Origin of the sequence: Streptomyces sp. NPDC002054, assembly GCF_040296685.1 — a bacterium.
Classification (GTDB): domain Bacteria; phylum Actinomycetota; class Actinomycetes; order Streptomycetales; family Streptomycetaceae; genus Streptomyces.
In genome coordinates this window covers 110,756-131,470 of record NZ_JBEOXT010000022.1, presented here as the reverse complement: position 1 = coordinate 131,470, position 20,715 = coordinate 110,756, and the positions used below count along the sequence as shown (strand labels likewise).

At 73.0% G+C, this 20,715-nt stretch carries 10 protein-coding genes (1 of these 10 running past the window's edge); 9 read left to right on the top strand and 1 reads right to left on the bottom strand.

All coding sequences use genetic code 11. The annotated features are described in order from the left end of the window. Nucleotides 1–122 precede the first annotated feature (122 nt). From ABT123_RS21615 to ABT123_RS21575, 9 genes are all read left to right on the top strand, one after another. A complete protein-coding gene (locus ABT123_RS21615; RefSeq protein ID WP_351317025.1) occupies nucleotides 123–1,508 on the top strand; it encodes a glycosyltransferase in 1,386 nt (461 codons plus the stop codon). Nucleotides 1,509–1,588: 80 nt separating this feature from the next. Next, nucleotides 1,589–2,647 (top strand): DegT/DnrJ/EryC1/StrS family aminotransferase, encoded by a 1,059-nt coding sequence (locus ABT123_RS21610; protein WP_351317022.1) that lies wholly within the window; start codon nucleotides 1,589–1,591, stop codon nucleotides 2,645–2,647. Between the two features lie 30 nt (nucleotides 2,648–2,677). Next, entirely contained in the window at nucleotides 2,678–3,859 is a 1,182-nt protein-coding gene (locus ABT123_RS21605; protein ID WP_351317019.1) for a cytochrome P450, read from the top strand. 19 nt (nucleotides 3,860–3,878) lie between these two features. Beyond that, nucleotides 3,879–4,073 carry a ferredoxin gene (locus tag ABT123_RS21600; protein WP_351317016.1) on the top strand — a complete coding sequence of 65 codons (195 nt, stop codon included), beginning with the start codon at nucleotides 3,879–3,881 and terminating at the stop codon, nucleotides 4,071–4,073. A 98-nt stretch (nucleotides 4,074–4,171) separates the two neighbouring features. Then, a complete protein-coding gene (locus tag ABT123_RS21595; RefSeq protein WP_351317013.1) occupies nucleotides 4,172–4,927 on the top strand; it encodes a thioesterase II family protein in 756 nt (251 codons plus the stop codon). Beyond that, the gene (pabB, locus tag ABT123_RS21590) at nucleotides 4,927–6,981 is read left to right on the top strand and encodes an aminodeoxychorismate synthase component I (protein ID WP_351317010.1); all 2,055 of its coding nucleotides are present in this window, start codon (nucleotides 4,927–4,929) and stop codon (nucleotides 6,979–6,981) included. The genes ABT123_RS21595 and pabB overlap by 1 nt, the downstream gene beginning before the upstream one ends. A 69-nt stretch (nucleotides 6,982–7,050) precedes the next feature. Further along, complete coding sequence (locus ABT123_RS21585) at nucleotides 7,051–12,213, top strand: type I polyketide synthase (RefSeq protein WP_351317007.1); 5,163 nt, start codon at nucleotides 7,051–7,053, stop codon at nucleotides 12,211–12,213. 92 nt (nucleotides 12,214–12,305) lie between these two features. After that, nucleotides 12,306–13,328 (top strand): ATP-binding cassette domain-containing protein, encoded by a 1,023-nt coding sequence (locus ABT123_RS21580; RefSeq protein ID WP_351317004.1) that lies wholly within the window; start codon nucleotides 12,306–12,308, stop codon nucleotides 13,326–13,328. Beyond that, nucleotides 13,325–14,155, top strand: a complete 831-nt coding sequence (locus tag ABT123_RS21575) for an ABC transporter permease (RefSeq protein ID WP_351317001.1) — start codon at nucleotides 13,325–13,327, stop codon at nucleotides 14,153–14,155. The genes ABT123_RS21580 and ABT123_RS21575 overlap by 4 nt, the downstream gene beginning before the upstream one ends. 83 nt (nucleotides 14,156–14,238) lie before the next feature. Here the strand turns inward: ABT123_RS21575 and ABT123_RS21570 are convergent, their stop codons facing one another. Next, a protein-coding gene (locus ABT123_RS21570) for an SDR family NAD(P)-dependent oxidoreductase (protein WP_351316998.1) crosses the window boundary here: on the bottom strand, nucleotides 14,239–20,715 show its end. It continues 24,216 nt past the right edge of the window; the window shows 6,477 of its 30,693 coding nt (coding positions 24,217–30,693); its start codon lies off the right edge, out of view; its stop codon occupies nucleotides 14,239–14,241.

Genomic DNA, 20,715 nt, shown 5'->3' with positions numbered 1-20,715 from the left:
ATGATGACGCCGCCTTGACGGCGGGCGCCCCGAGCCCGCCGACTCTAAGGTTTTCCCAGCACGGGCCATGAGACCAAGGAGGGGTGCAGCCAACCCCACCGGGCCATGCCCCCAGGAGTGCGATGAGTACCACACAGCGGCCCGTCCTCTTTGTCAGCCTTCCGGAAAGCGGCCTGGTCAACCCGCTTCTCGTCCTCGCGGCCGAGCTCTCGCGGCGGCGCGTGCCCGATCTCTGGTTCGCGACGGACGAGCCCCGGCGTGCCGATGTGGAACGCCTGGCGGAGGGCTCCGCGGTCGAGTTCGCCTCGCTGGGCGAGGTGTTCTCCGAACTCTCGGCGGTCAGCTGGCCGGACGAGGTGTACCGCGAGGTGACCCAGTCCTCCCGCTTCAAGGCACACCGCGCCGTGATCCGGCAGTCCTACCGCCCCGAGCTCCAGGCGGAGAAATTCCGGCGCCTGGATTCCCTTGTCGAGAAAATCAACCCGGCCTTCATGGTGATCGACTGCGTCGCCTCCTTCGGAGTCGACGTGGCACTCGCCCGGAATATTCCGTACGCGCTCAGCGTGCCTTTCCTGCCGTCCAACGTACTCACCTCCCTGAACCCGTTCGGGCCGTCCGGAACACCCCGGGACTTCCCCGTCCCGCATTCCGGTCTGCCGTATCCGATGAATTTCTCCCAGCGGATTCGGAACGAGCTCTTCAAATACCGCACCCTGGGGATGTTCTTCCACCCGGCGATGGGCAAGGTCCTGTCCGAGGACGCGCGTATCCGCAAGGAACTCGGTCTGCCCAAGCCCAATCCGATGACCAGGATCGACCGGGCCGAGATGGTCCTGTGCAATTCGGTCGCCGAACTGGACTACCCCTTCACCGTGCCGGACCGGATGAAGCTGGTCGGGGCCATGGTGCCGCCCCTGCCGGAGGCTCCGCGCGGTGAGGACGACGGCGGTCTCGCCGACTGGCTGGATGCCCAGTCCTCGGTGGTCTACATGGGCTTCGGGACCATCACCCGGCTCACCCGGGAGCAGGTCGCGTCCCTCGTCGAAGTGGCCCGCCGTATGCAGGACCGGCACCAGTTCCTGTGGCGCCTTCCCGCCGAACAGCAGCACCTGCTGCCGGCCGCCGAGACCCTGCCCGGCAATCTCCGGATCGAGAGCTGGCTGCCCTCACAGCTCGATGTGCTCGCCCACCCCCATGTCCGGCTGTTCTTCACCCACGGCGGCGGCAACGGATTCAACGAGGGCATGTACTTCGGAAAGCCGATGGTGGTCCGCCCGCTCTGGGTGGACTGCTACGACCAGGCGGTGCGCGGCCAGGACCTCGGCCTGAGCCTGACCCTGGACCGGCCTCGGGAGGTCGACCCCGACGACGTCGTCGACAAACTCACCAGGGTCCTGGACGACCCGCAATTCCGCGAGCGCGCCGAACGGATCGCGGCGCTCCACCGCGCGGCCGGCGGCCGACAGACCGCGGCCGACCTGCTCCTCGGGCTGCCCGCCCTGTCCTGAACAGCCATCCCTGACCTGCCCGAACCTGCCCGCGGGCCATCGTGCCCCGCACCGGCCTCCCCACCCCGAGCGAGGATGACATGTCCCTCAAATACCCCGTTTCCCGGCCCAGCCTGAAGGGCCAGGAACTCGCCTATGTCACCGAAACGATCACCGACGGCTGGATATCGTCCCAGGGGCCATATGTCCGGCGCTTCGAGGAGGCATTCGCCGAGTACTCCGGAATCGCGCACGGCGTCGCCTGTTCCTCCGGGACCACGGCCCTCACCCTGGCCCTCCGCGCGCTCGGCATCGGCCCCGGCGACGAAGTGATCGTGCCGGAATTCACCATGGTGGCCTCGGCCTGGGCCGTGAGCTACACGGGTGCGACACCGGTGTTCGTCGACTGCGCCGACGACCTCAACATCGATCCGGCCAAGATCGAGGAAAAGATCACCTCCCGGACGAAGGCCATCATGCCCGTCCATGTCTACGGCCGCCGCTGCGCCATGGACGCGATCATGAATATCGCGTACGACTACAACCTGCGCGTGGTGGAGGACTCCTCCGAGGCACACGGCATCCCCGTGGTGGGCGACGTCGCCTGCTACTCGCTCTTCGCCAACAAGATCATCACGGCGGGCGAGGGCGGCATCTGCCTCACCGACGACCCCCGGCTGGCCGAGCAGATGGCCCACCTGCGCGCGATGGCCTTCACCAAGGACCACAGCTTCCTGCACAAGAAGCTGGCCTACAACTTCCGGATGACCGCCATGCAGGGTGCCATGGCGCTCGCCCAGGTGGAGCAGCTCGACGACTTCCTCGCCCTCCGCCGCGAGATCGAGCGCCGCTACGACCAGGGCCTCAAGGACATCCCCGGCATCACCCTGATGCCGCAGCGCGACGTGCTCTGGATGTACGACGTACGGGCCGAGCGCCGGGACGAGCTGCGCGCCTTCCTCAGCGCCGAGGGCATCGAGACCCGGGTCTTCTTCAAGCCGATGAGCCGTCAGCCCGGCTACCACGACCCGGTCTGGCCGTACCTCAACGCCAGCCGGTTCAGCGACGACGGGCTCTACCTGCCCACGTACACCGACCTGACCGCCGCAGACCAGGAATACGTGACCGGAAAGATCCGCGCCTTCTACGGCGTGGCCTGAGCCCGCACCGATCGACGGAGGACGAAAACCATGGCCGGCACCGCCGAACCGACAGTTGTCCCCTTCCCGCTACGGGTCCCCGGCGAGCCCTTCCCGCCGCCCCGCTACGAGGAGTACCGCCGCCGCGACGGGCTGGTGCTGACCCATCTCCCGAACGGCAACCGGGTCTGGCTGGTGACCCGGCACGCGGAGGTGCGTGCCGTCCTCACCAGCAAGAAGATCAGCGCGAATCCCGACCGCGAGGGCTTCCCGCACATCAGCGACACGATGGGGGTGCCCCGCCAGGAACAGATCCCCGGCTGGTTCGTCGGCCTCGACTCCCCCGAGCACGACCGGTTCCGCAAGGCCCTGATCCCGGAGTTCACCGTGCGCCGCGTACGCGAGATGCGCCCGGCGATCGAACGCACCGTGGACGGGCTGATCGACGACATGCTGGCCGCCGGCGACTCTGCCGATCTGGTGGCCGACTTCGCGCTGCCGGTGCCCTCCCTGGTGATCTCCTCGCTCCTCGGCGTACCGACCATGGACCGCGACTTCTTCGAGTCCCGCACCCGCACCCTGATCGCCATCCGCGCCTCCACCGAGCGGCAGCGCGACACCGCCGCCAAGGAACTGCTGCGCTACATCAACCGGCTCGTCGGCATCAAGGCGACCTGGCCGGGCGACGATCTGATCAGCAGGCTGCTGGCCACCGGCGCCATCAGCATCCAGGAGATGACCGGGGTGCTGATGCTGCTGCTCATCGCAGGGCACGAGACCACGGCGAACAACATCGCGCTCGGTGTGGTGACCCTGCTCCTCAACCCGCAGTGGATCGGGGACCAGCGGGCGGTCGAGGAGACGCTGCGCTTCCATTCGGTCGCCGACCTGGTGTCCTTGCGCGTCGCCATCGAAGACGTGGAGATCGGTGGCCAGCTGATCCGGGCCGGCGAGGGCATCATCCCGCTGGCCGCCGCCGCCAACCACGACGAGGAGGCGTTCGCCTGCCCGCACGCCTTCGATCCCAGCCGCACCGAGCGCCACCACGTGGCCTTCGGCTACGGCGTGCACCAGTGCCTGGGGCAGAACCTCGTCCGGGCCGAGATGGAGATCGTCTACCGGCGGCTCTTCGAGCGCATCCCGACCCTCCGGCTCGCGGTGCCGGTGGAAGAACTCCCCTTCAAGTACGACGGCGTCCTGTGCGGGCTGCACGAACTGCCCGTCCGCTGGTAGCCCCTCCCGAAAGAGACCCATGCGTATCACCGTGGACACCGACCGCTGCGTCGGCGCCGGACAGTGCGTGCTGTCCGCGCCCGGCGTGTTCGACCAGGACGAGGACGGGCTGGTCCTCGTCCTCGACTCCCGCCCGGCGCCCGGGGAACACGACGCCGTGTGGCAGGCGGGCGACCTGTGCCCCGCCCACACCATCACCGTCTACGAGGACTGAGCCCGCGACGCGGCCCGGTACCCACCCGCCCGACCCCTCGACACCCTCGACCCCTCGACCCCTCGCCCCCTCCTCCCGTTCCCAGAAAGGACCGCGCCTTGAACCGCACGGACCACTCATCGGCCCTGTGGCTGCGCCGCTTCCACCCTGCCCCGGACAGCCCCGTCCGGCTGGTCTGCTTCCCGCATGCCGGCGGATCCGCCAGCTTCTTCCACCCGGTGTCGGTGCGGTTCTCCTCCGCGGTCGACGTCATCGCCCTGCAGTACCCCGGCCGCCAGGACCGCCGCAAGGAGCCCTGCATCCAGGACATCGACACCCTGGCCGACAGAATCGTCGACGAGCTGCTGACCCTCGACGAGAAGCCCACCGTGTTCTTCGGGCACAGCATGGGTGCCGTGCTCGCCTTCGAGACGGCCTGGCGGCTGGAGCAGAAGGGCGCCCACGAGCCGAAGTCCGTGATCGCCTCCGGCCGCCGCGGCCCGTCCACCGTGCGCGCCGAGACCGTGCACCGCCGCGACGACGACGGCATCATCGCCGAACTCCGGCTGCTGAACGGCACCAACCCGGACCTCCTCGGCAACGAGGAGATCCTGCGCATGGCGCTGCCGGCCATCCGCGGGGACTACGAGGCCATCGAGAAGTACGGCTGCCCGCCGGACCGCACGGTCCGCTGCCCGATCACCGCGCTCACCGGTGACGCCGACCCGCGCACCTCCCTGGCCGAGGCCCGGGCCTGGCAGGAGCACACCGAACGCGCCTTCCGGATGGAGGTGTACCCCGGCGGCCACTTCTTCCTCACCGACCACATCAAGGCCGTGGGCGACGAGATGGCACGCGAACTCGGGATCCTGTGATGCGCACCCTCCTCGTCGACAACTACGACTCCTTCACCTACAACCTCTTCCACTACCTCGCCGAGGTCAACGGCCAGGAGCCGGAGGTGATCCGCAACGACGACCCCGCCTGGCGGGAGGAGCTCCTCGACGCCTTCGACAACGTCGTGCTGTCGCCCGGCCCCGGCACCCCGCACCGCCCGGCCGACTTCGGCCTGTGCGCGCGGATCGCCGAGGAGGGCCGGCTTCCCGTGCTCGGCGTGTGCCTCGGCCACCAGGGCATGGCCCTCGCCCACGGCGCCGAGGTCGGCCCGGCACCGGAACCCCGCCACGGGCGGACCTCCCTGGTCCGGCACGACGGCACCGGGCTGTTCGAGGGCATCCCCGACCCCCTGGAGGTGGTCCGGTACCACTCGCTGGCCGTCAGCTCGCTCCCGCCGGCGCTGGAGGCAATCGCCCACAGCGCCGACGACCACGTGGTGATGGCGCTGCGCCACCGCACCCTGCCGCTGTGGGGCGTGCAGTTCCACCCCGAGTCGATCGGCACGGGCAGCGGGCACCACCTGCTGGCCAACTTCCGCGATCTGACGTACGCGTACGGCCGGAGCAGACAGCAGCCGGTACGCGCCAAGGTCCCGGCCACCGCACCTCAGGAAGTGCCGGTCCGGCGGCTGCGGGTACTGGCCGAACGGCTCGGCACCCGCTGGGAGGCCGAACCGGTCTTCGACCGGCTCTTCCGCACCGGCGAGTACCCCTTCTGGCTGGACAGCAGCCGCACCGACGCCCGGCTCGGCCAGATCTCGGTCATGGGCAACGCCTCCGGGCCGCTGGCCCGCACCGCCACCGCCGATGTGTCCGGCGGCACCGTGACCGTCACCGCGGACGGACGGACCCGGACCGTGCACAGCCCGTTCTTCCACTGGCTGGAACACGATCTGGCCGCGCTGCGCACCGAAGTCCCCGAGCTGCCCTTCGAGTTCGCGCTGGGCTGGGTGGGCTGCCTGGGCTACGAGCTGAAGGCCGAGTGCGGTGGCGAAGCGGCCCACCGCTCCCCCGACCCGGACGCCGTGATGGTCTTCGCGGACCGGGCCGTCGTCCTCGACCACCGCACCGACACCACCTACCTCCTCGCGCTCGCCGAGGACGGTGACGAGGCCGCGGCCCGCGCCTGGCTGCGCACCACCACGGCCGAGCTGGCGCGGCTCGCGGAGCAGCCGCCCACGCCCTGCCCCGCCCCTGCCGGGCTCACCGAGCCGGACCTGCGGCCCCGCCACGACCGCGACGCCTACCTCAAGCTCATCGACGTCTGCCACGAGGAGATACGCGCCGGTGAGACGTACGAGGTGTGCCTGACCAACATGATCGAGGCGGAGACCGCCCTCGACCCCTGGCAGGCCTACCGCCACCTGCGCCGGGCCAGCCCGGCCCCGTTCGCCGCGTTCCTCGGCTTCGGCTCCCTCTCGGTGCTGAGCACTTCGCCGGAGCGGTTCCTGCGCATCGACCGGCAGGGCACGATGGAGTCCAAGCCCATCAAGGGCACCCGGCCGCGGCACGCGGACCCGGTCGAGGACGCCGGGCTCGCCGCCGATCTCGCGGGGAACGAGAAGGACCGCGCCGAGAACCTGATGATCGTCGACCTGGTCCGGCACGACCTCGGCCGGTGCGCCGAGGTGGGCACGGTCGTCGCCGACCCGGTCTTCCAGGTCGAGTCCTACGCCACCGTGCACCAGCTCGTCAGCACCGTACGGGCGCAACTGCGCCCCGGCACCAGCGCGGTGGCGGGCGTCCGCGCGACCTTCCCCGGCGGGTCCATGACCGGAGCCCCGAAGATCCGCACCATGGAGATCATCGACCGGCTCGAGGGCGGGCCGCGCGGCATCTACTCGGGAGCGATCGGCTACTTCTCGCTGACCGGCGCGGCCGATCTCAGCATCGTCATCCGCACGGTGGTGCTCAGCGGCAACACCCTGCGCTACGGGGTCGGCGGCGCGGTGATCGCCCTGTCCGACCCGGCGGGCGAGTACGAGGAGACGCAGGTCAAGTCGGCACCGCTGCGGGCGCTGCTCCACGTCTAGGGCTTTTCCCGGTGGTGCGGGCCCAGCATGGAGCGGCAACACACCCAGCGGCCGGCTTTCTCGGGAGTAATGGTGTCCGTCCATGTCGATGACTACGCGGTCGAACCGGCCGCCGGGCCGCGCGGAGCACTGCGCGGCCTGACCCTGCCGGCCGTCTTCCGGGACGCCGCGCAGACGGAACCGGAAGCCGTGGCCCTGAGCGACGGGGACCGGCACCGCACCTGGCGGCAGTGGGCGGCGGATGTCGATGCGCTCGCCCGCGGCCTCCAGGAGCTGGGCGTCGGCGTCGGCGACGTGGTCGCGATCCAGCTGCCCAACTGCTGGGAGTACCAGACCCTGCACCTCGCCGTCGCGGCGATCGGCGCTGTCATGATGCCCGTCCACCAGGGCCATGGCAGCGCCGACGTGCTGGCGCTGGTGGAACGGGTGGCGCCGGTGGCGATGGTGCTGCCCGCGGACTCCGCACACGCGGCGGACGCGGCGGCCCTCGCCGCGCTGCGGGCGGCCGTGCCCTCGCTGCGGTCGGTCCTGGTGGCCGGCGCTGGCTCCGGCCCCTCCGGCCACTCCGGCCCGGAAGGCCTGGTGGGCCTCGTGGGCATCGACGCGCTGCTGGAACGGTGGGCGGGCGCTGCCCCCCACCCGGCCGACGTACGGCCGGAGATGCCCTTCGTGCTGCTGCCTTCCTCCGGTACGACCTCCGCCCGGCCCAAGATCTGCCTGCACAGTCACGACGGGCTGATGTCGAACACGGCCGCCGTGACGGAGGAGGCGGCCGGCTCCTTCGACGGCGCGGTGCTCACCGCCTGTCCGCTCACCCACCTCTTCGGCCTCCAGTCCCTGCACTCGGCCCTGTTCGCCCGCTGCCGACAGGTGCTGCTGCGCGGCTGGGACCCGGACCGGTTCCTGGAGCTCGCCCGCGAGGCGCGCCCCGCCGTGGTGTTCGCCGTACCCGCCCAACTCCACGACGTGGCCGCCCGGCTCGCGGACACCGGGGCACAGGCAGGATTCCGGCCGCGCGAGGTGCGGACGGCCGGAGCGGCCATACCCCCGGCGCTGGTGACACAGGTGCGCGAGGTCCTCGGCAGTCCGCTCGTCGTGGTGTGGGGCATGTCCGAACTGGGCACCGGCACCTGCACCTCCGCCGCCGACCCCGCCGACGTGGCCACCCGCAGCGTGGGCCGGCCGACCTTCGGCGCGAGCGTACGCATGCTCCGCGAGGACGGCACCGAGTGCGCGCCCGGGGAACCGGGCGAGCTGTACTACCGCAGCCCCGGCATGTTCCGCGGCTACCACGGCGATCCCGAGCTCACCGCAGCCGCGGTCACCGAGGACGGCTGGCTGCGCACCGGGGACCGGGCGAGCGTGGACGGCGACGGCCGGGTCCGCTTCCTGGGCCGCTCGGCCGAGCTGATCAACGTGGGCGGCCGGAAGTTCAACGCGACCGAGATCCAGGGGCTGCTGGCGGACCTGCCGGGTCTCGGGCCGGCGGCGGTGGTCGCCCGCCCCGACCGGCGCCTCGGCGAGTACCCGTGCCTGGTGGTCACCGGGCGCGCCGAGCGCGCCGTGACGCTGGACCGGGTGACCGCGTTCCTGCTGGAGCGCGGGGTGGCCGACTACAAGATGCCGCTGGAGCTGGTGGTGGTCGAGGAGCTGCCCCGCACCCCGGCCGGCAAGCTGCACCGGCGGTCCCTGGAGGCCCTGCTGGCCGAGCGGGGACCGGCCGCCGGGACCGGTGGCGGCTCCGTGCCCGCGTCGTACGCGGCTGCGCTGGAGCTGGTCCGCGCCTGTGTCACGAAAGCCCTGGCGCCGGCCGCCGAAGCCGCCCCCATCGGGGCGGGAACCACCTTCCGCGGCCACGGCCTGGACTCCGTCCGCAGCGTCCGGCTGCGCAATCTGCTGGCCGAGGCGACCGGTCTCCCGCTGCCCGCCTCCCTCGCCTTCGACTTTCCGACGCCCGACGCTGTTGCCCGCCATCTGCGGGGCGAGACGGTCGAGGACGCCCTGGTGTCCTCCCCCGTGCCGTTCTCCCCCGTGTTGCACGACGATCCCGTGGCCGTGGTGGGCATGGCCTGCCGGCTGCCCGGCGGCGTACGCGGCCCCGAGGACCTGTGGGCCCTGGTGACGGAGGGCCGGGACGCGATCGGGGGCTTCCCCCGGGACCGCGGCTGGGACCTGGAGCGGCTCTTCGACGAGGACCCCGAGCGCCCCGGTACCTCCTACGCCCGTGAGGGCGGATTCCTGGCCGGCGCCGGTGCGTTCGACGCGGGGTTCTTCGGGTTCTCCGACCGGGAGGCGCTGGCCGCGGACCCGCAGCAGCGGCTGCTGCTGGAGACCGCCTGGGAGGCCCTGGAACAGGCCGGGATCGACCCGGCCGCGCTGCACGGCTCGCAGACCGGGGTCTTCGCGGGCGCCATGTACCACGACTACGCGCTGTCGGCTTCGGGCGGCGACGGGCCGGAGCTGGAAGGGTTGCTGGCCCTCGGCACCGCCGGAAGCGCCCTGGCCGGCCGGATCTCGTACACCTTCGGGCTCCAGGGGCCCGCGCTGACCGTGGACACGGCTTGCTCGTCCTCGCTGGTGGCGCTCCATCTGGCGTGCCGCTCGCTGCGGTCCGGCGAGTCCTCCCTGGCCCTGGCGGGCGGTGTCGCCGTGATGGCCACCTCGGCCTCGTTCACGGAGTTCTCCCGGCTGCGCGGGCTGGCCTCCGACGGCCGCTGCAAGTCCTTCGCGGACGCCGCCGACGGCGCGGCCTGGTCGGAGGGGGTCGGCCTGCTGGTGCTGGAACGCCTCTCCGACGCCCGGCGCCACGGCCATCCGGTCCTCGCCCTGGTCCGCGGCTCGGCCGTGAACCAGGACGGCGCTTCCAACGGGATCACCGCCCCGCACGGGCCCGCGCAGCGGCGGGTGATCCGGCAGGCGCTGGCCGACGCTGGACTGACCGCGGCCGATGTGGACGCGGTGGAGGCGCACGGCACCGGAACCACGCTCGGCGACCCGATCGAGGCACAGGCGCTGCTCGGCACGTACGGCGCCGCGCGCGAGGCGGCTCGGCCGCTGTGGCTCGGCTCGGTGAAGTCGAACATCGGGCACGCGCAGGCCGCCGCGGGCGTGGCGGGCGTGATCAAGACCGTACTGGCGCTGCGGGAGGGCGTACTGCCCAAGACCTTGCACGTGGACGCGCCGTCCTCCCGTGTGGACTGGTCGGAGGGCACCGTGCAGCTGCTCACCGAGGCTCGGCCCTGGCCCCGGGAGTCCGGGCGGGCCCGCCGGGCGGGGGTGTCCTCGTTCGGGATCAGCGGGACCAACGCGCATGTGATCCTGGAGGAGGCCCCGGAAGAGGCCCCGGAGGAGACTCCGGAGGAGACCGCCGGTGCGGTGGCCTGGGTGCTGTCCGCGCGGAGTGCGCCCGCCCTGCGCGACCAGGCCCGCAGGCTGGCGGCGCACGTGGACGCCCAGCCCGGACTGTCGGCCCGAAACGTCGCCTACTCGCTGGCCGTCAGCCGTACCGTGCACCCGCAGCACCAAGCCTACGTCGTGGGCACGGACCCGCGTGAACTCCTCGATTCGGTCCGGGCCTTGGCCGAGCGCGAGTTCCCGGCCGAGGCCGAGGGCCCGCGCGAGGGCGATCTGGTGTGCGTCTTCGCCGGGCAGGGCAGCCAGCGGCCCGGCATGGGACGCGAACTGGCCCGCCGGTACCCGGTGTTCGCGGCGGCGCTGCGCGAGGTGTGCGACGTACTGGATCCGCTGCTGGAACGGCCGCTGACCGAGGTGATGTGGGCGGCCGACGGCCCGGACGCCGCACTGCTGGACCGTACGGAGTACACCCAGCCGGCGCTCTTCGCCCACGGGGTGGCCCTGTACCGGCTGTTCGAGTCGTGGGGTGTGGCGCCCGGCCGGCTGGTGGGGCATTCGGTGGGCGAGATCACCGCCGCGCATATCGCGGGGGTGATCTCCCTCGCGGACGCGGCCCGGCTGGTAGCCGCCCGGGGACGGCTGATGCAGCAGCTGCCGGAGGGCGGCGCCATGCTGGCCGCACGGCTCCCGGAGGCCGACCTGGGCCCCTGGCTGGAGCACCTTGGCGGTGGTCCGGTCGCGGTGGCGGCCGTCAACGGGCCGCGCTCCGTGGTGCTTTCCGGTGCCGCCGGGCCGCTGGAGGAGCTCGCCGGGCGGCTGGCAGCCGCCGGTGTCCGGACCAAGCGGCTCGCGGTCAGCCATGCCTTCCACTCGCCGCTGATGGATCCGATGCTGGACGAGTTCCGTGACATCGTGGCCGGGCTGTCGTTCGCCGCCCCCGCCGTGCCGGTCGCGTCCTGCCTGACCGGGGCCCCGCTCACGGCCGCCGAGGCCTGCGATCCGGACTTCTGGGTGCGGCACGTCCGGGAGCCGGTCCGGTTCCTCGACGCGGTCGCCGGCCTGTCGGCCGACGGCGCCGGGGCGTTCCTGGAGCTGGGCCCCGAGCCCGCGCTGGCGCCGATGCTGGAGGAGTGCCTGGCCCTGCGCCCGGCACCGGGGGCCGTCGTCCCCGCCGGCGGGGCCGCCGAGGAGCGCTCGGTGCTCGCGGCTCTCGCGCGGCTGCATCTGCTCGGGGTGCCGGTGGCCTGGCAGTCGGTGCTGCCCGGTGCGGTGGCCGTCCCGCTGCCCACGTACGCCTTCCAGCACCGCACGTACTGGGCTGCGGGCGGGGCTCCGGTGGCGATGCCCGACCCGGCACCCCCGGTGCTCGCGGGCCGGCTCGCCGGGCTGGGCGGGGCCGAGCAGGAGGCGCTGCTGGTCCGGCTGGTGCTGGACGAGACCGGGGCCGTACTCGGTGGCCGTACCCTGACCGCCGCCGACGCCGAGGTGTCCTTCTCCGACATGGGCATCACCTCGGTCAGCGCGGTCGAGCTGCGCAACCGGTTGCGGGCGGCCACCGGGGCCCGGCTGCCGGCCACCCTGGTGTTCGACCACCCGACCCCGGCGGCCGTGGTCCGCCTGGTACGGCAGGACCTGGCGGGGCAGCTCGGGCAGCTCGCCGGGCCGGCTGGCCGTACCGTGTCCGACCTCGTGGCCGAGCTGGACGCGCTGCTGTCCGCGGGCTCGGAGCTCGACCCGGACACCGCCGCCCGCCTGGGGGCCCTCGTACGCGACCGGGGGCCGGTGCCGGCCGCCGTCCGCTCGGCGGCCACCCCCTTCGACCTCGACACCGCCTCCGACGAGGACCTGTTCCGTCGCCTGGACGGCGTCGACCGCTGACGGACCGCCTCGGTCCCACGCCACAGCCGACCGGCACCCGTGCCGGTCGGCTGTTCCCTTTCCCCCACCCGACACGAACCTGGAGAACTCCCATGAACGGGCTCCCCATCGAGCCTCCCGAGACCATGATCGAGGCGCGGGACCTCTGCAAGACCTTCGGCACGGTGCACGCACTGGACTCGGTGGACCTCTCCGTCCCCCGGGGGTCCGTCCTCGGCCTGCTGGGCCACAACGGCGCCGGCAAGACCACCCTGGTGGGCATCCTCACCGCCGCGCTCCCGCCCACCTCCGGCACGGCCTCGGTCGCCGGCTACGACGTGACACGCCGGCCGCGCGAGGTACGCCGGCGCATCGGGCTGACCGGGCAGTTCGCCTCGGTCGACGGCCAGTTGAGCGGCCGGGACAACCTGGTGCTGATCGCCCGGCTGCTGGGCGCCGGCCGCCGGGAGGCCCGGGTGCGCGCCGATGAACTGCTGGAGCTGTTCGCGCTCGGGGAGGTGGCCGGGCGCCGCGCCCGCACGTACTCCGGCGGGCTGCGGCGGCGGCTCGACCTCGCCGCGAGCCTGGTCGGCCGTCCGGAGGTGGTTTTCCTGGACGAGCCGACCACGGGCCTGGACCCGGAGGCCCGGCTGGGCCTGTGGGAGATCGTCGAGGGCCTGGTGGCCGAGGGCGCCACGGTGCTCCTCACCACCCAGTACCTGGAGGAGGCCGACCGGCTCGCGGATTCCATCACTGTGCTGTCCGGCGGCCGGGTCATCGCGAGCGGTACGGCGGCGGAGCTGAAGGCGGCCGTCGGCCGCCGCACCGTCACCGTCACGCTGGACGCGGCGGCCGACCGGGAGAGCGCGGTCGGGGCACTGCGCCGGGCCGCCATGGACCCGGCAGTGGCTCCCCAGAGCGGCTGCCTCGTCATCCCCATCGACGCGTCGAAGGACGTGGCGACGGTGATCCGCGCCCTGGACCAGGCGGGGGCCGAGGCCACCGAGCTGTCCTTCGGCGAACCCACCCTCGACGACGTCTACCTCGCCCTGGCCGGGCGGGCACCCGTGCCCACCGCGTCCCCTGAGCCCGCTCTGCCTGCCCTGTCCGCTCTGTCCGGAGGACCTGCCGCATGACCGCCACCGCGACCACCGCCACCACCGCGCCGATACGCCACACCTGGCCGGACAGTTCGGTGTTCCTCCAGGTCCGCGTGCTCACCGCGCGTTCGCTGCGCTCGATGGTGACCGACCCGGGCGTGGTGCTGTTCGGGCTGCTCCAGCCGGTGATCATCCTGGTCGTGCTGACACAGGTGTTCAGCAAGATGGGCGCACCGCCGCACTTCCCCGGCGGAATCACCTACCTCGACTTCGTGCTGTCGGCGGTGCTGGTCGACAACGCCGTGCAATCGGCCGTCCAGTCGGGCGTCGGGCTCGTCGACGACCTGAAGAACGGGGTGGTGGCCCGGCTGCGGGCGCTGCCCATCATGCCGTCCTCGCTGCTGATCGCCCGCAGCCTCGCCAACCTGGTGCGCAGCGCGGTGCAGGCCGTGGTCATCCTGGTGCTGGCCTTCGGCGTGCTCGGCTACGCACCGGACGGCGGGGCGGTCGATGTGGCGGCCTCGGTCGGGCTGACCCTGTTCATGAGCTGGTCGCTGGGCTGGGCGTTCATCGCTGCCGGGGCGTGGCTGCGACGGGCCGAGCCGATGCAGAACCTCGCCGTGATCGCGATCCTGCCGCTGATGTTCGCGTCCAGCGCCTACATTCCGGTCAAGGACCTGCCGGACTGGCTGGCCGCGGTCGCCGGGGTCAACCCACTGACGTACGCGATCGACGCGACCCGCGCGCTCGCACTGGGCATCCCGGGCTCGGACGCGATCGTCCCGGCGCTGGTCATCGGCGCTGTGATCGCTGCCGTGGGCGCCGCCCTGGCGGTGCTCGGCTTCCGCCGGCCGATGCAGTAGGCCCCCGCGCAAGAACGGCACAAAGCCCCTGGGCCCGGACCTCCGAGGAGGTCCGGGCCCAGGGGCTCTTTCATGTCTGCCGGCTAGAGGCCGAGCTGCTTGTCCAGCAGGTCGAACACCTCCTCGTCGGAGGCCGTCTCGAAGTCGAACCCGCCCTCGGTGTCGGTGTTCTCACCGGAGCCGGCCGCGCGCAGCGTGCCCCACTTCTCCTTCAGGACGTCGAGCCGTCCCGCGACCTGCGCGAACACCTCGTCGCTGACCTCCGCCCCGGTGAAGGCCGCCTCCAGCCGGGCCAGTTCGGCCAGCAGTGCGGCCGAGGCGTCGGGCTGCGCCTGCGGCGCCAGGTCGAGGAGCGTGTACAGGTGGTCCACCAGTTCCTCGGTCGTCGGGTAGTCGAAGACCAGGGTGGCGGGCAGCCGGGTCCCGGTCAGGGCGCTGAGCCGGTTCCGCAGCTCGATCGCGGTCAGCGAGTCGAGTCCGAGGTCCTGGAACGAGCGACTGGGGTCCACGTCCGTGGCCTGCGCGTGCCCGAGGACCGCCGCGGCCTGGCCGCGTACCTCCGCGAGCAGGGCGTCGTACCGCTCCGCCTGCGGCAGGGACGCGAGCCGGTCGGTCAGCGCGCCGTCCGTTCCGTCCGTCGCGGCGGTGCGGCGTACGGGCGTCCGGATCAGGCCGCGCAGCAGTGCGGGCACCTCCCCGCGGGCGCGGAGCGCCGCGAGGTCGAGCCGGACCGGCAGTACGGCCGGCTCGGCGCCGCCCGCCGTGGCGTCGAACAGCTCCAGCCCCTGCTCCGGGGTGAGCGGCGGGAGTCCGGCCCGGGCCAGGCGTTCGGCCTCGGCCGCGGTCAGTTCTCCGGTCATGCCGCCACCGGTGCGCGTCCAGGGGCCCCAGGCCAGGGAGGTGCCGGGCAGGCCCTGGGCGCGGCGGTGCCGGGCCAGGGCGTCCAGGTAGGCGTTGGCGGCGGCGTAGTTGGCCTGGCCTGCGTTGCCGAGGGTGCCGGCCGCGGAGGAGAACAGGACGAACGCCTCCAGGGCCAGGCCCCGGGTCGCCTCGTGCAGGTTCCAGGCCGCGTCCGCCTTGGGACGCAGCACCTCCGCGAGCCGGTCCGGCGTCAGGGATCCGAGGACCCCGTCGGCCAGCACGCCCGCGGTGTGGACCACCGCGCGCAGCGGGTGGCGGGCGATGAGTGCCGCCACCGCCGCCGGATCCGCGACGTCGCAGGCCTCGACCACGGCGCGGGCGCCGGACTCGGCGAGCTCGGCGACGAGTTCGGCCGCGCCGTCGGCGTCGGTGCCCCGACGGCTGACCAGTACCAGCTCGCGTACGCCGTGCTCGGCGACCAGGTGCCGGGCCAGCAGCCGGCCCAGGCCACCGGTACCGCCGGTGATCAGGACCGCGCCCTCGCCCGCCCATACCGGGGCGGCCGGGGCCGGGTCGGAGTTCCGCGCGAGGCGGGCCGCCAGTACGGCATCGCCGCGCAGGAGCAGCTGCGGCTCCCCGGTGGCGAGGGCCTGCGGCAGCAGAGCCGCCGCGCCGGCGTCGTCGAGGTCCACGAGGCCGAAGCGGCCCGGGTTCTCCGAGATCGCCGAGCGTACGAGGCCCCAGACGGCCGAGGCCGCGAGGTCCGCGCCCGAGGCCGCGCCCCGGGTGACGAACACCAGGCGTGCGTCGGCGAACCGGTCCTCGGCCAGCCATGCCTGCGCGAGTTCCAGGGCCTGAGCCGTGTGCTGGTGCACCGCCTCCGGCGTGCCGCTGCCCGCTCCGCCGGCCGTTTCACCGTCCGTCAGCGGTACGAGGACCACGTCCGGGAGCGGCTGCGCCTCGTCGGCGGCCAGCTCGGCGAGCCCGGCGTACACCGGGTGGTCGCCGAGGGCGGCCGTGGCCGTGCCGCTCGCCGTGGCGAGCACCACGGTCCGCAGGCTCCCGCCGGCATCGCTGCCGGTGTCGACGGGCGTCCAGTCCAGGCGGAACAGGGAGTCCCGCCCGGCCCGGCCCGCCGCGCCCACCTGTTCGGCGCTGATGGGCCGTACGACGAGGGACTCGACGGAGGCCACCGGCGCACCGGTGGTGTCCGCGAGGGCGAGGGACACCGCGCCTCCCGTGCCGGACCGGCTCAGCCGGGCCCGTACCGCCGAGGCGCCCGAGGCGTGCAGCGAGACACCGGTCCAGGAGAACGGGACCCCGGCGCCGCTCGTCTCCCTGGCGTCGCCGTCCAACGAGAACGCGTGCAGGACGGCGTCGAAGAGCGCCGGGTGCAGAGCAAACACCGAACCTTCGACGCCTTCGGGCAGGGCGACCTCCGCGTACACCTCCTCATCGAGCAGCCAGGCCGCGCGCAGGCCCTGGAACACCGGGCCGTACTCGAAGCCGGCCTCGGCGAACCGCTCGTACACCTCCGTCACATCGAGGGCTTGCGCTCCGGCCGGCGGCCAGGCCGCCGCTTCGAGCGGCGCGCCGGAGCGGGCGGGGCCGTCGGCGAGCACACCACTGGCATGGAGCGTCCACGGCTCGTGGGCACCTCCGGCGGCGGGCCGGGAGTGCACGGTGAGCGCTCGCCGCCCCGACGCGTCGGGCGCGGCCACGGCCACCTGCAGCTGCACGGCGCCGCCCTGTTCGGGCAGGACCAGCGGCGCGGCGAGGGTCAGTTCCTCGACGGTGGAGCAGCCGAGCTCGTCGCCCGCCCGGACGGCGAGTTCGAGCAGGGCCGTACCGGGTACCACCACCGAGCCCATGACCAGGTGGTCCCCCAGCCACGGGTGGGTGGCCATCGACAGCCGGCCGGTGAAGAGGAAGCCTTCGGATCCGGCCAGCTCCACCGCCCCCGAGAGCAGCGGGTGTTCGGCGGACCGAAGCCCGAGCGCCTCCGCACCGCCCCGGCCCGCGGGTGTCCCGGTGGGCCAGTAGCGGCGGTGCTGGAAGGCGTATGTCGGCAGATCCACCGACCGGGCACCGGTGCCGGCGAAGAGGGCGGTCCAGTCGACGTGCGCGCCGCTCACGTGGAGCCGGGCGAGGGCCTGGAGAACGGACTCTTCCTCGTCGCGGTTCTTGCGCAGGACGGGGACCAGCACGGTCGCATCGTCCTCGACGGATTCGGCGGCCAGGGCGGACAGGACTCCGTCCGGGCCCAGTTCGAGGAACCGGGTGACGCCGAGGCCGGCGAGGGTGCGGATGCCGTCGGCGAATCGGACCGTGTCGCGGACGTGGCTCACCCAGTACTCCGGGTCGCAGACCACGTCCGTGTCTGCGGTCATCCCGATCCGCGGGGTCTCGAACGACAGCTTCGACACCACGGCGCGGAACTCGTCCAGCATCGGATCCATCAGCGGGGAGTGGAAGGCGTGCGAGACGCGGAGGCGGGTCGTCTTCCGGCCCTGGGCCTCGAAGTGGGCGCCTACGGACTCCACCGCTTCCTCGGCGCCCGAGACCACCACGGCCGAGGGACCGTTGACCGCGGCGATCGACACCGACTCGTTGAGGAGCGGCAGGACTTCGTCCTCTGTCGCCGACACCGCCAGCATCGCGCCGCCCTCGGGCAGCGCCTGCATCAGCCGGCCACGGGCCGCCACCAGCGCGCACGCGTCGGCGAGGGAGAACACTCCGGCCACATGGGCCGCGGCCACCTCGCCGATGGAGTGTCCGGCTACGAAGTCGGCCTTGACACCCCAGGACTCGACGAGCCGGAAGAGCGCCACTTCCACGGCGAACAGCCCGGCCTGGGCGTACATCGTCTGGTTCAGCTCATCAGCGTCCTCACCCCAAATCACCTCCCGGACCGGCAGGTCCAGCTCCGCGCACACGGCATCGAAGGCCGCCGCGAACACCGGGAACCGGGCATACAGCTCACGCCCCATCCCGAGCCGCTGCGAACCCTGACCGGTGAACAGGAACGCGGTCTTGCCGCCCCGCGCCTGGCCCTGGATCACCTGCTCGCCGTTCAGTACGACAGCCCGGTGGGCGAAGACCGACCTGCCGAGGGTGGACAGACCCACATCAACCGGCCGCAGCCCCGACTCGTACACGTACGAGCGCAGGCGCGCGACCTGGTCGTACAGCGCGTCCTCCGTCTTGCCGGACACCAGCCACGGCACCACGGCCGGAGCGATCTCCGCTGCGGGCACGATCTCGGCCGCCTCGAACTGCTCCAGCACCACGTGTGCGTTCGTGCCACTGATACCAAACGAGGACACACCCGCCCGGCGCACCCGGCCCGACTCCGGCCAGCTCCGCTCCTCCGACAGCAGTTCCACATCACCCGCCGCCCAGTCCACGTGCGAGGACGGGGCATCGACGTGCAGCGTCTTCGGCACCATGCCGTGCCGCATGGCCATGACCATCTTGATCACACCGGCCACGCCCGCAGCCGCCTGAGTGTGTCCGATGTTGGACTTCACCGAGCCGAGCAGCAGGGGGAGTTCACGGTCCTGGCCGTAGGTCGCGATCAGGGCCTGTGCCTCGATCGGGTCACCGAGTGTGGTGCCCGTGCCGTGCGCCTCCACCACGTCCACGTCGGACGTGGACAGACCACCGCTGGCAAGCGCCTGCCGGATCACCCGCTGCTGCGAGGGACCGTTCGGGGCGGTCAGGCCGTTGCTCGCGCCGTCCTGGTTGACGGCGGAGCCGCGTACGACGGCCAGCACGCGGTGACCGTTGCGTACCGCGTCGGACAGCCGCTCCAGTACGACCATGCCCACGCCCTCGCCCCAGCCAACACCGTCGGCGGCCTCGGCGAACGCCTTGCACCGGCCGTCGGCCGCGAGGCCGCGCTGGCGGGAGAACTCGATGAACGTGGTCGGGGTCGACATCACCGTCACACCGCCGGCCACAGCGAGGGAGCACTCTCCCGAACGCAGGGCCTGCGCCGCGAGGTGCATCGCCACCAGCGAGGACGAACACGCCGTGTCCACCGTCACCGCCGGGCCTTCGAGGCCCAGGGCGTACGAGACGCGGCCGGAGGCGATGCTGCCCGCGCTGCCGCTGCCCTGGTGGCCTTCGAACTCCCGGCCGCCGAGCAGGTTGGCGTAGTCGCTGTACATGACACCGGCGAACACGCCGGTCTGGCTGCCGCGCAGTGAGACCGGGTCGATGCCGGACCGTTCCACCGCCTCCCAGGTCGTCTCCAGCAGCAGCCGCTGCTGCGCATCCGTGGCCAGCGCCTCACGCGGGCTCATCCCGAAGAAGCCGGGGTCGAAGTCCGCCGCTTCGGCCAGGAAGCCGCCGGAGCGGGTGTAGCTGGTGCCCAGGTGTTCCGGGTCCGGGTGGTAGAGCGACTCCACGTCCCAGCCGCGGTCGGCCGGGAAACCGCCCACGGCGTCCACGCCGTCGGCGACCAGCCGCCACAGGTCCTCGGGCGAGGACACGCCGCCGGGGAACCGGCAGGCCATGCCCACGATGGCGATCGGATCGTCCCCGACCGCTGCCGCTGCCGCCCGTACGGCGGGCAGCTGCTCGGCCGCGGCGGACTCGTTCCCGAACACCTCGTCGAGCAGGAAGCGCACCAGCGCGTCCGCGGTCGGGTAGTCGAACACCAGGGTGGCGGGCAGGCGCAGCCCGGTGGCCGCGTCGAGCCGGTTGCGCAGCTCGACCGCCATCAGGGAGTCGAAGCCCAGGTCCTGGAAGGCCCGGGCCGGGTCCACCTCCGCCACGCCCGCGTGTCCGAGTACGAGAGCGATCTGCGTCCGTACGAGGTCGAGCGCCGCCTCGTGGCGCGCCTGCGGGTCGAGACCCGCAAGCCGCCGGGTCAGTCCGGCGTCCGCACCGGCCGCCGCCGTCGCCGCGCGACGGGCGGGCTTGCGGATCAGGCCGCGCAGCAGCGCCGGGACCTCACCTCGCGCCCGGATGGCCGCCAGGTCCAGGCGGACCGGCAGGACCACCGGGTGCTCGGCCGCGAGAGCGGCGTCGAACAGGGCCAGCCCCTGCTCCGGTGCCAGCGGGGGCATGCCCGCACGCGTCATGCGCTCGGTGCCGGCCTCGGTGAGGGCGCCGGTCATACCGCCGCCCGCGCCGGCCCACGGCCCCCAGGCCAGGGAGGTACCGGGCAAGCCCAGGCCGTCCCGGTGCCGCGCGAGGGCGTCCAGGAAGGAGTTGCCGGCGGCGTAGTTGGCCTGGCCGGCGTTGCCGAAGGTGCCGGCCACCGAGGAGAACAGGACGAAGGCCGCGAGGTTGTGCCCCTTGGTCGCTTCGTGGAGGTTCCAGGCGGCGTCCACCTTGGGACGGAGTACGGCGGCCAGCCGGTCGCCGGTCAGCGAGGCGAGCAGCGCGTCGTCGAGCACACCGGCGGTGTGGACGACGGCGTGGACGCGGTGGCGGGCCAGCAGCCCGTCCACGGCGGTCCGGTCGGTGAGGTCGCACGCCTCCACGACCGCGTCCGCGCCCGCCTCGGCGAGCTGTGCGACGAGCTCCGCCACACCTTCCGCCTCGGCACCCCGTCGGCTGACGAGCAGCAGGCTGCGTACGCCGTGCTCGGCCACCAGGTGCCGGGCCACGGCCCGGCCCAGGCCGCCCGTACCGCCCGTGATCAGGACCGGGCCCTCGCCGTCCCACGCGGGGGCGGACGGGGCGGC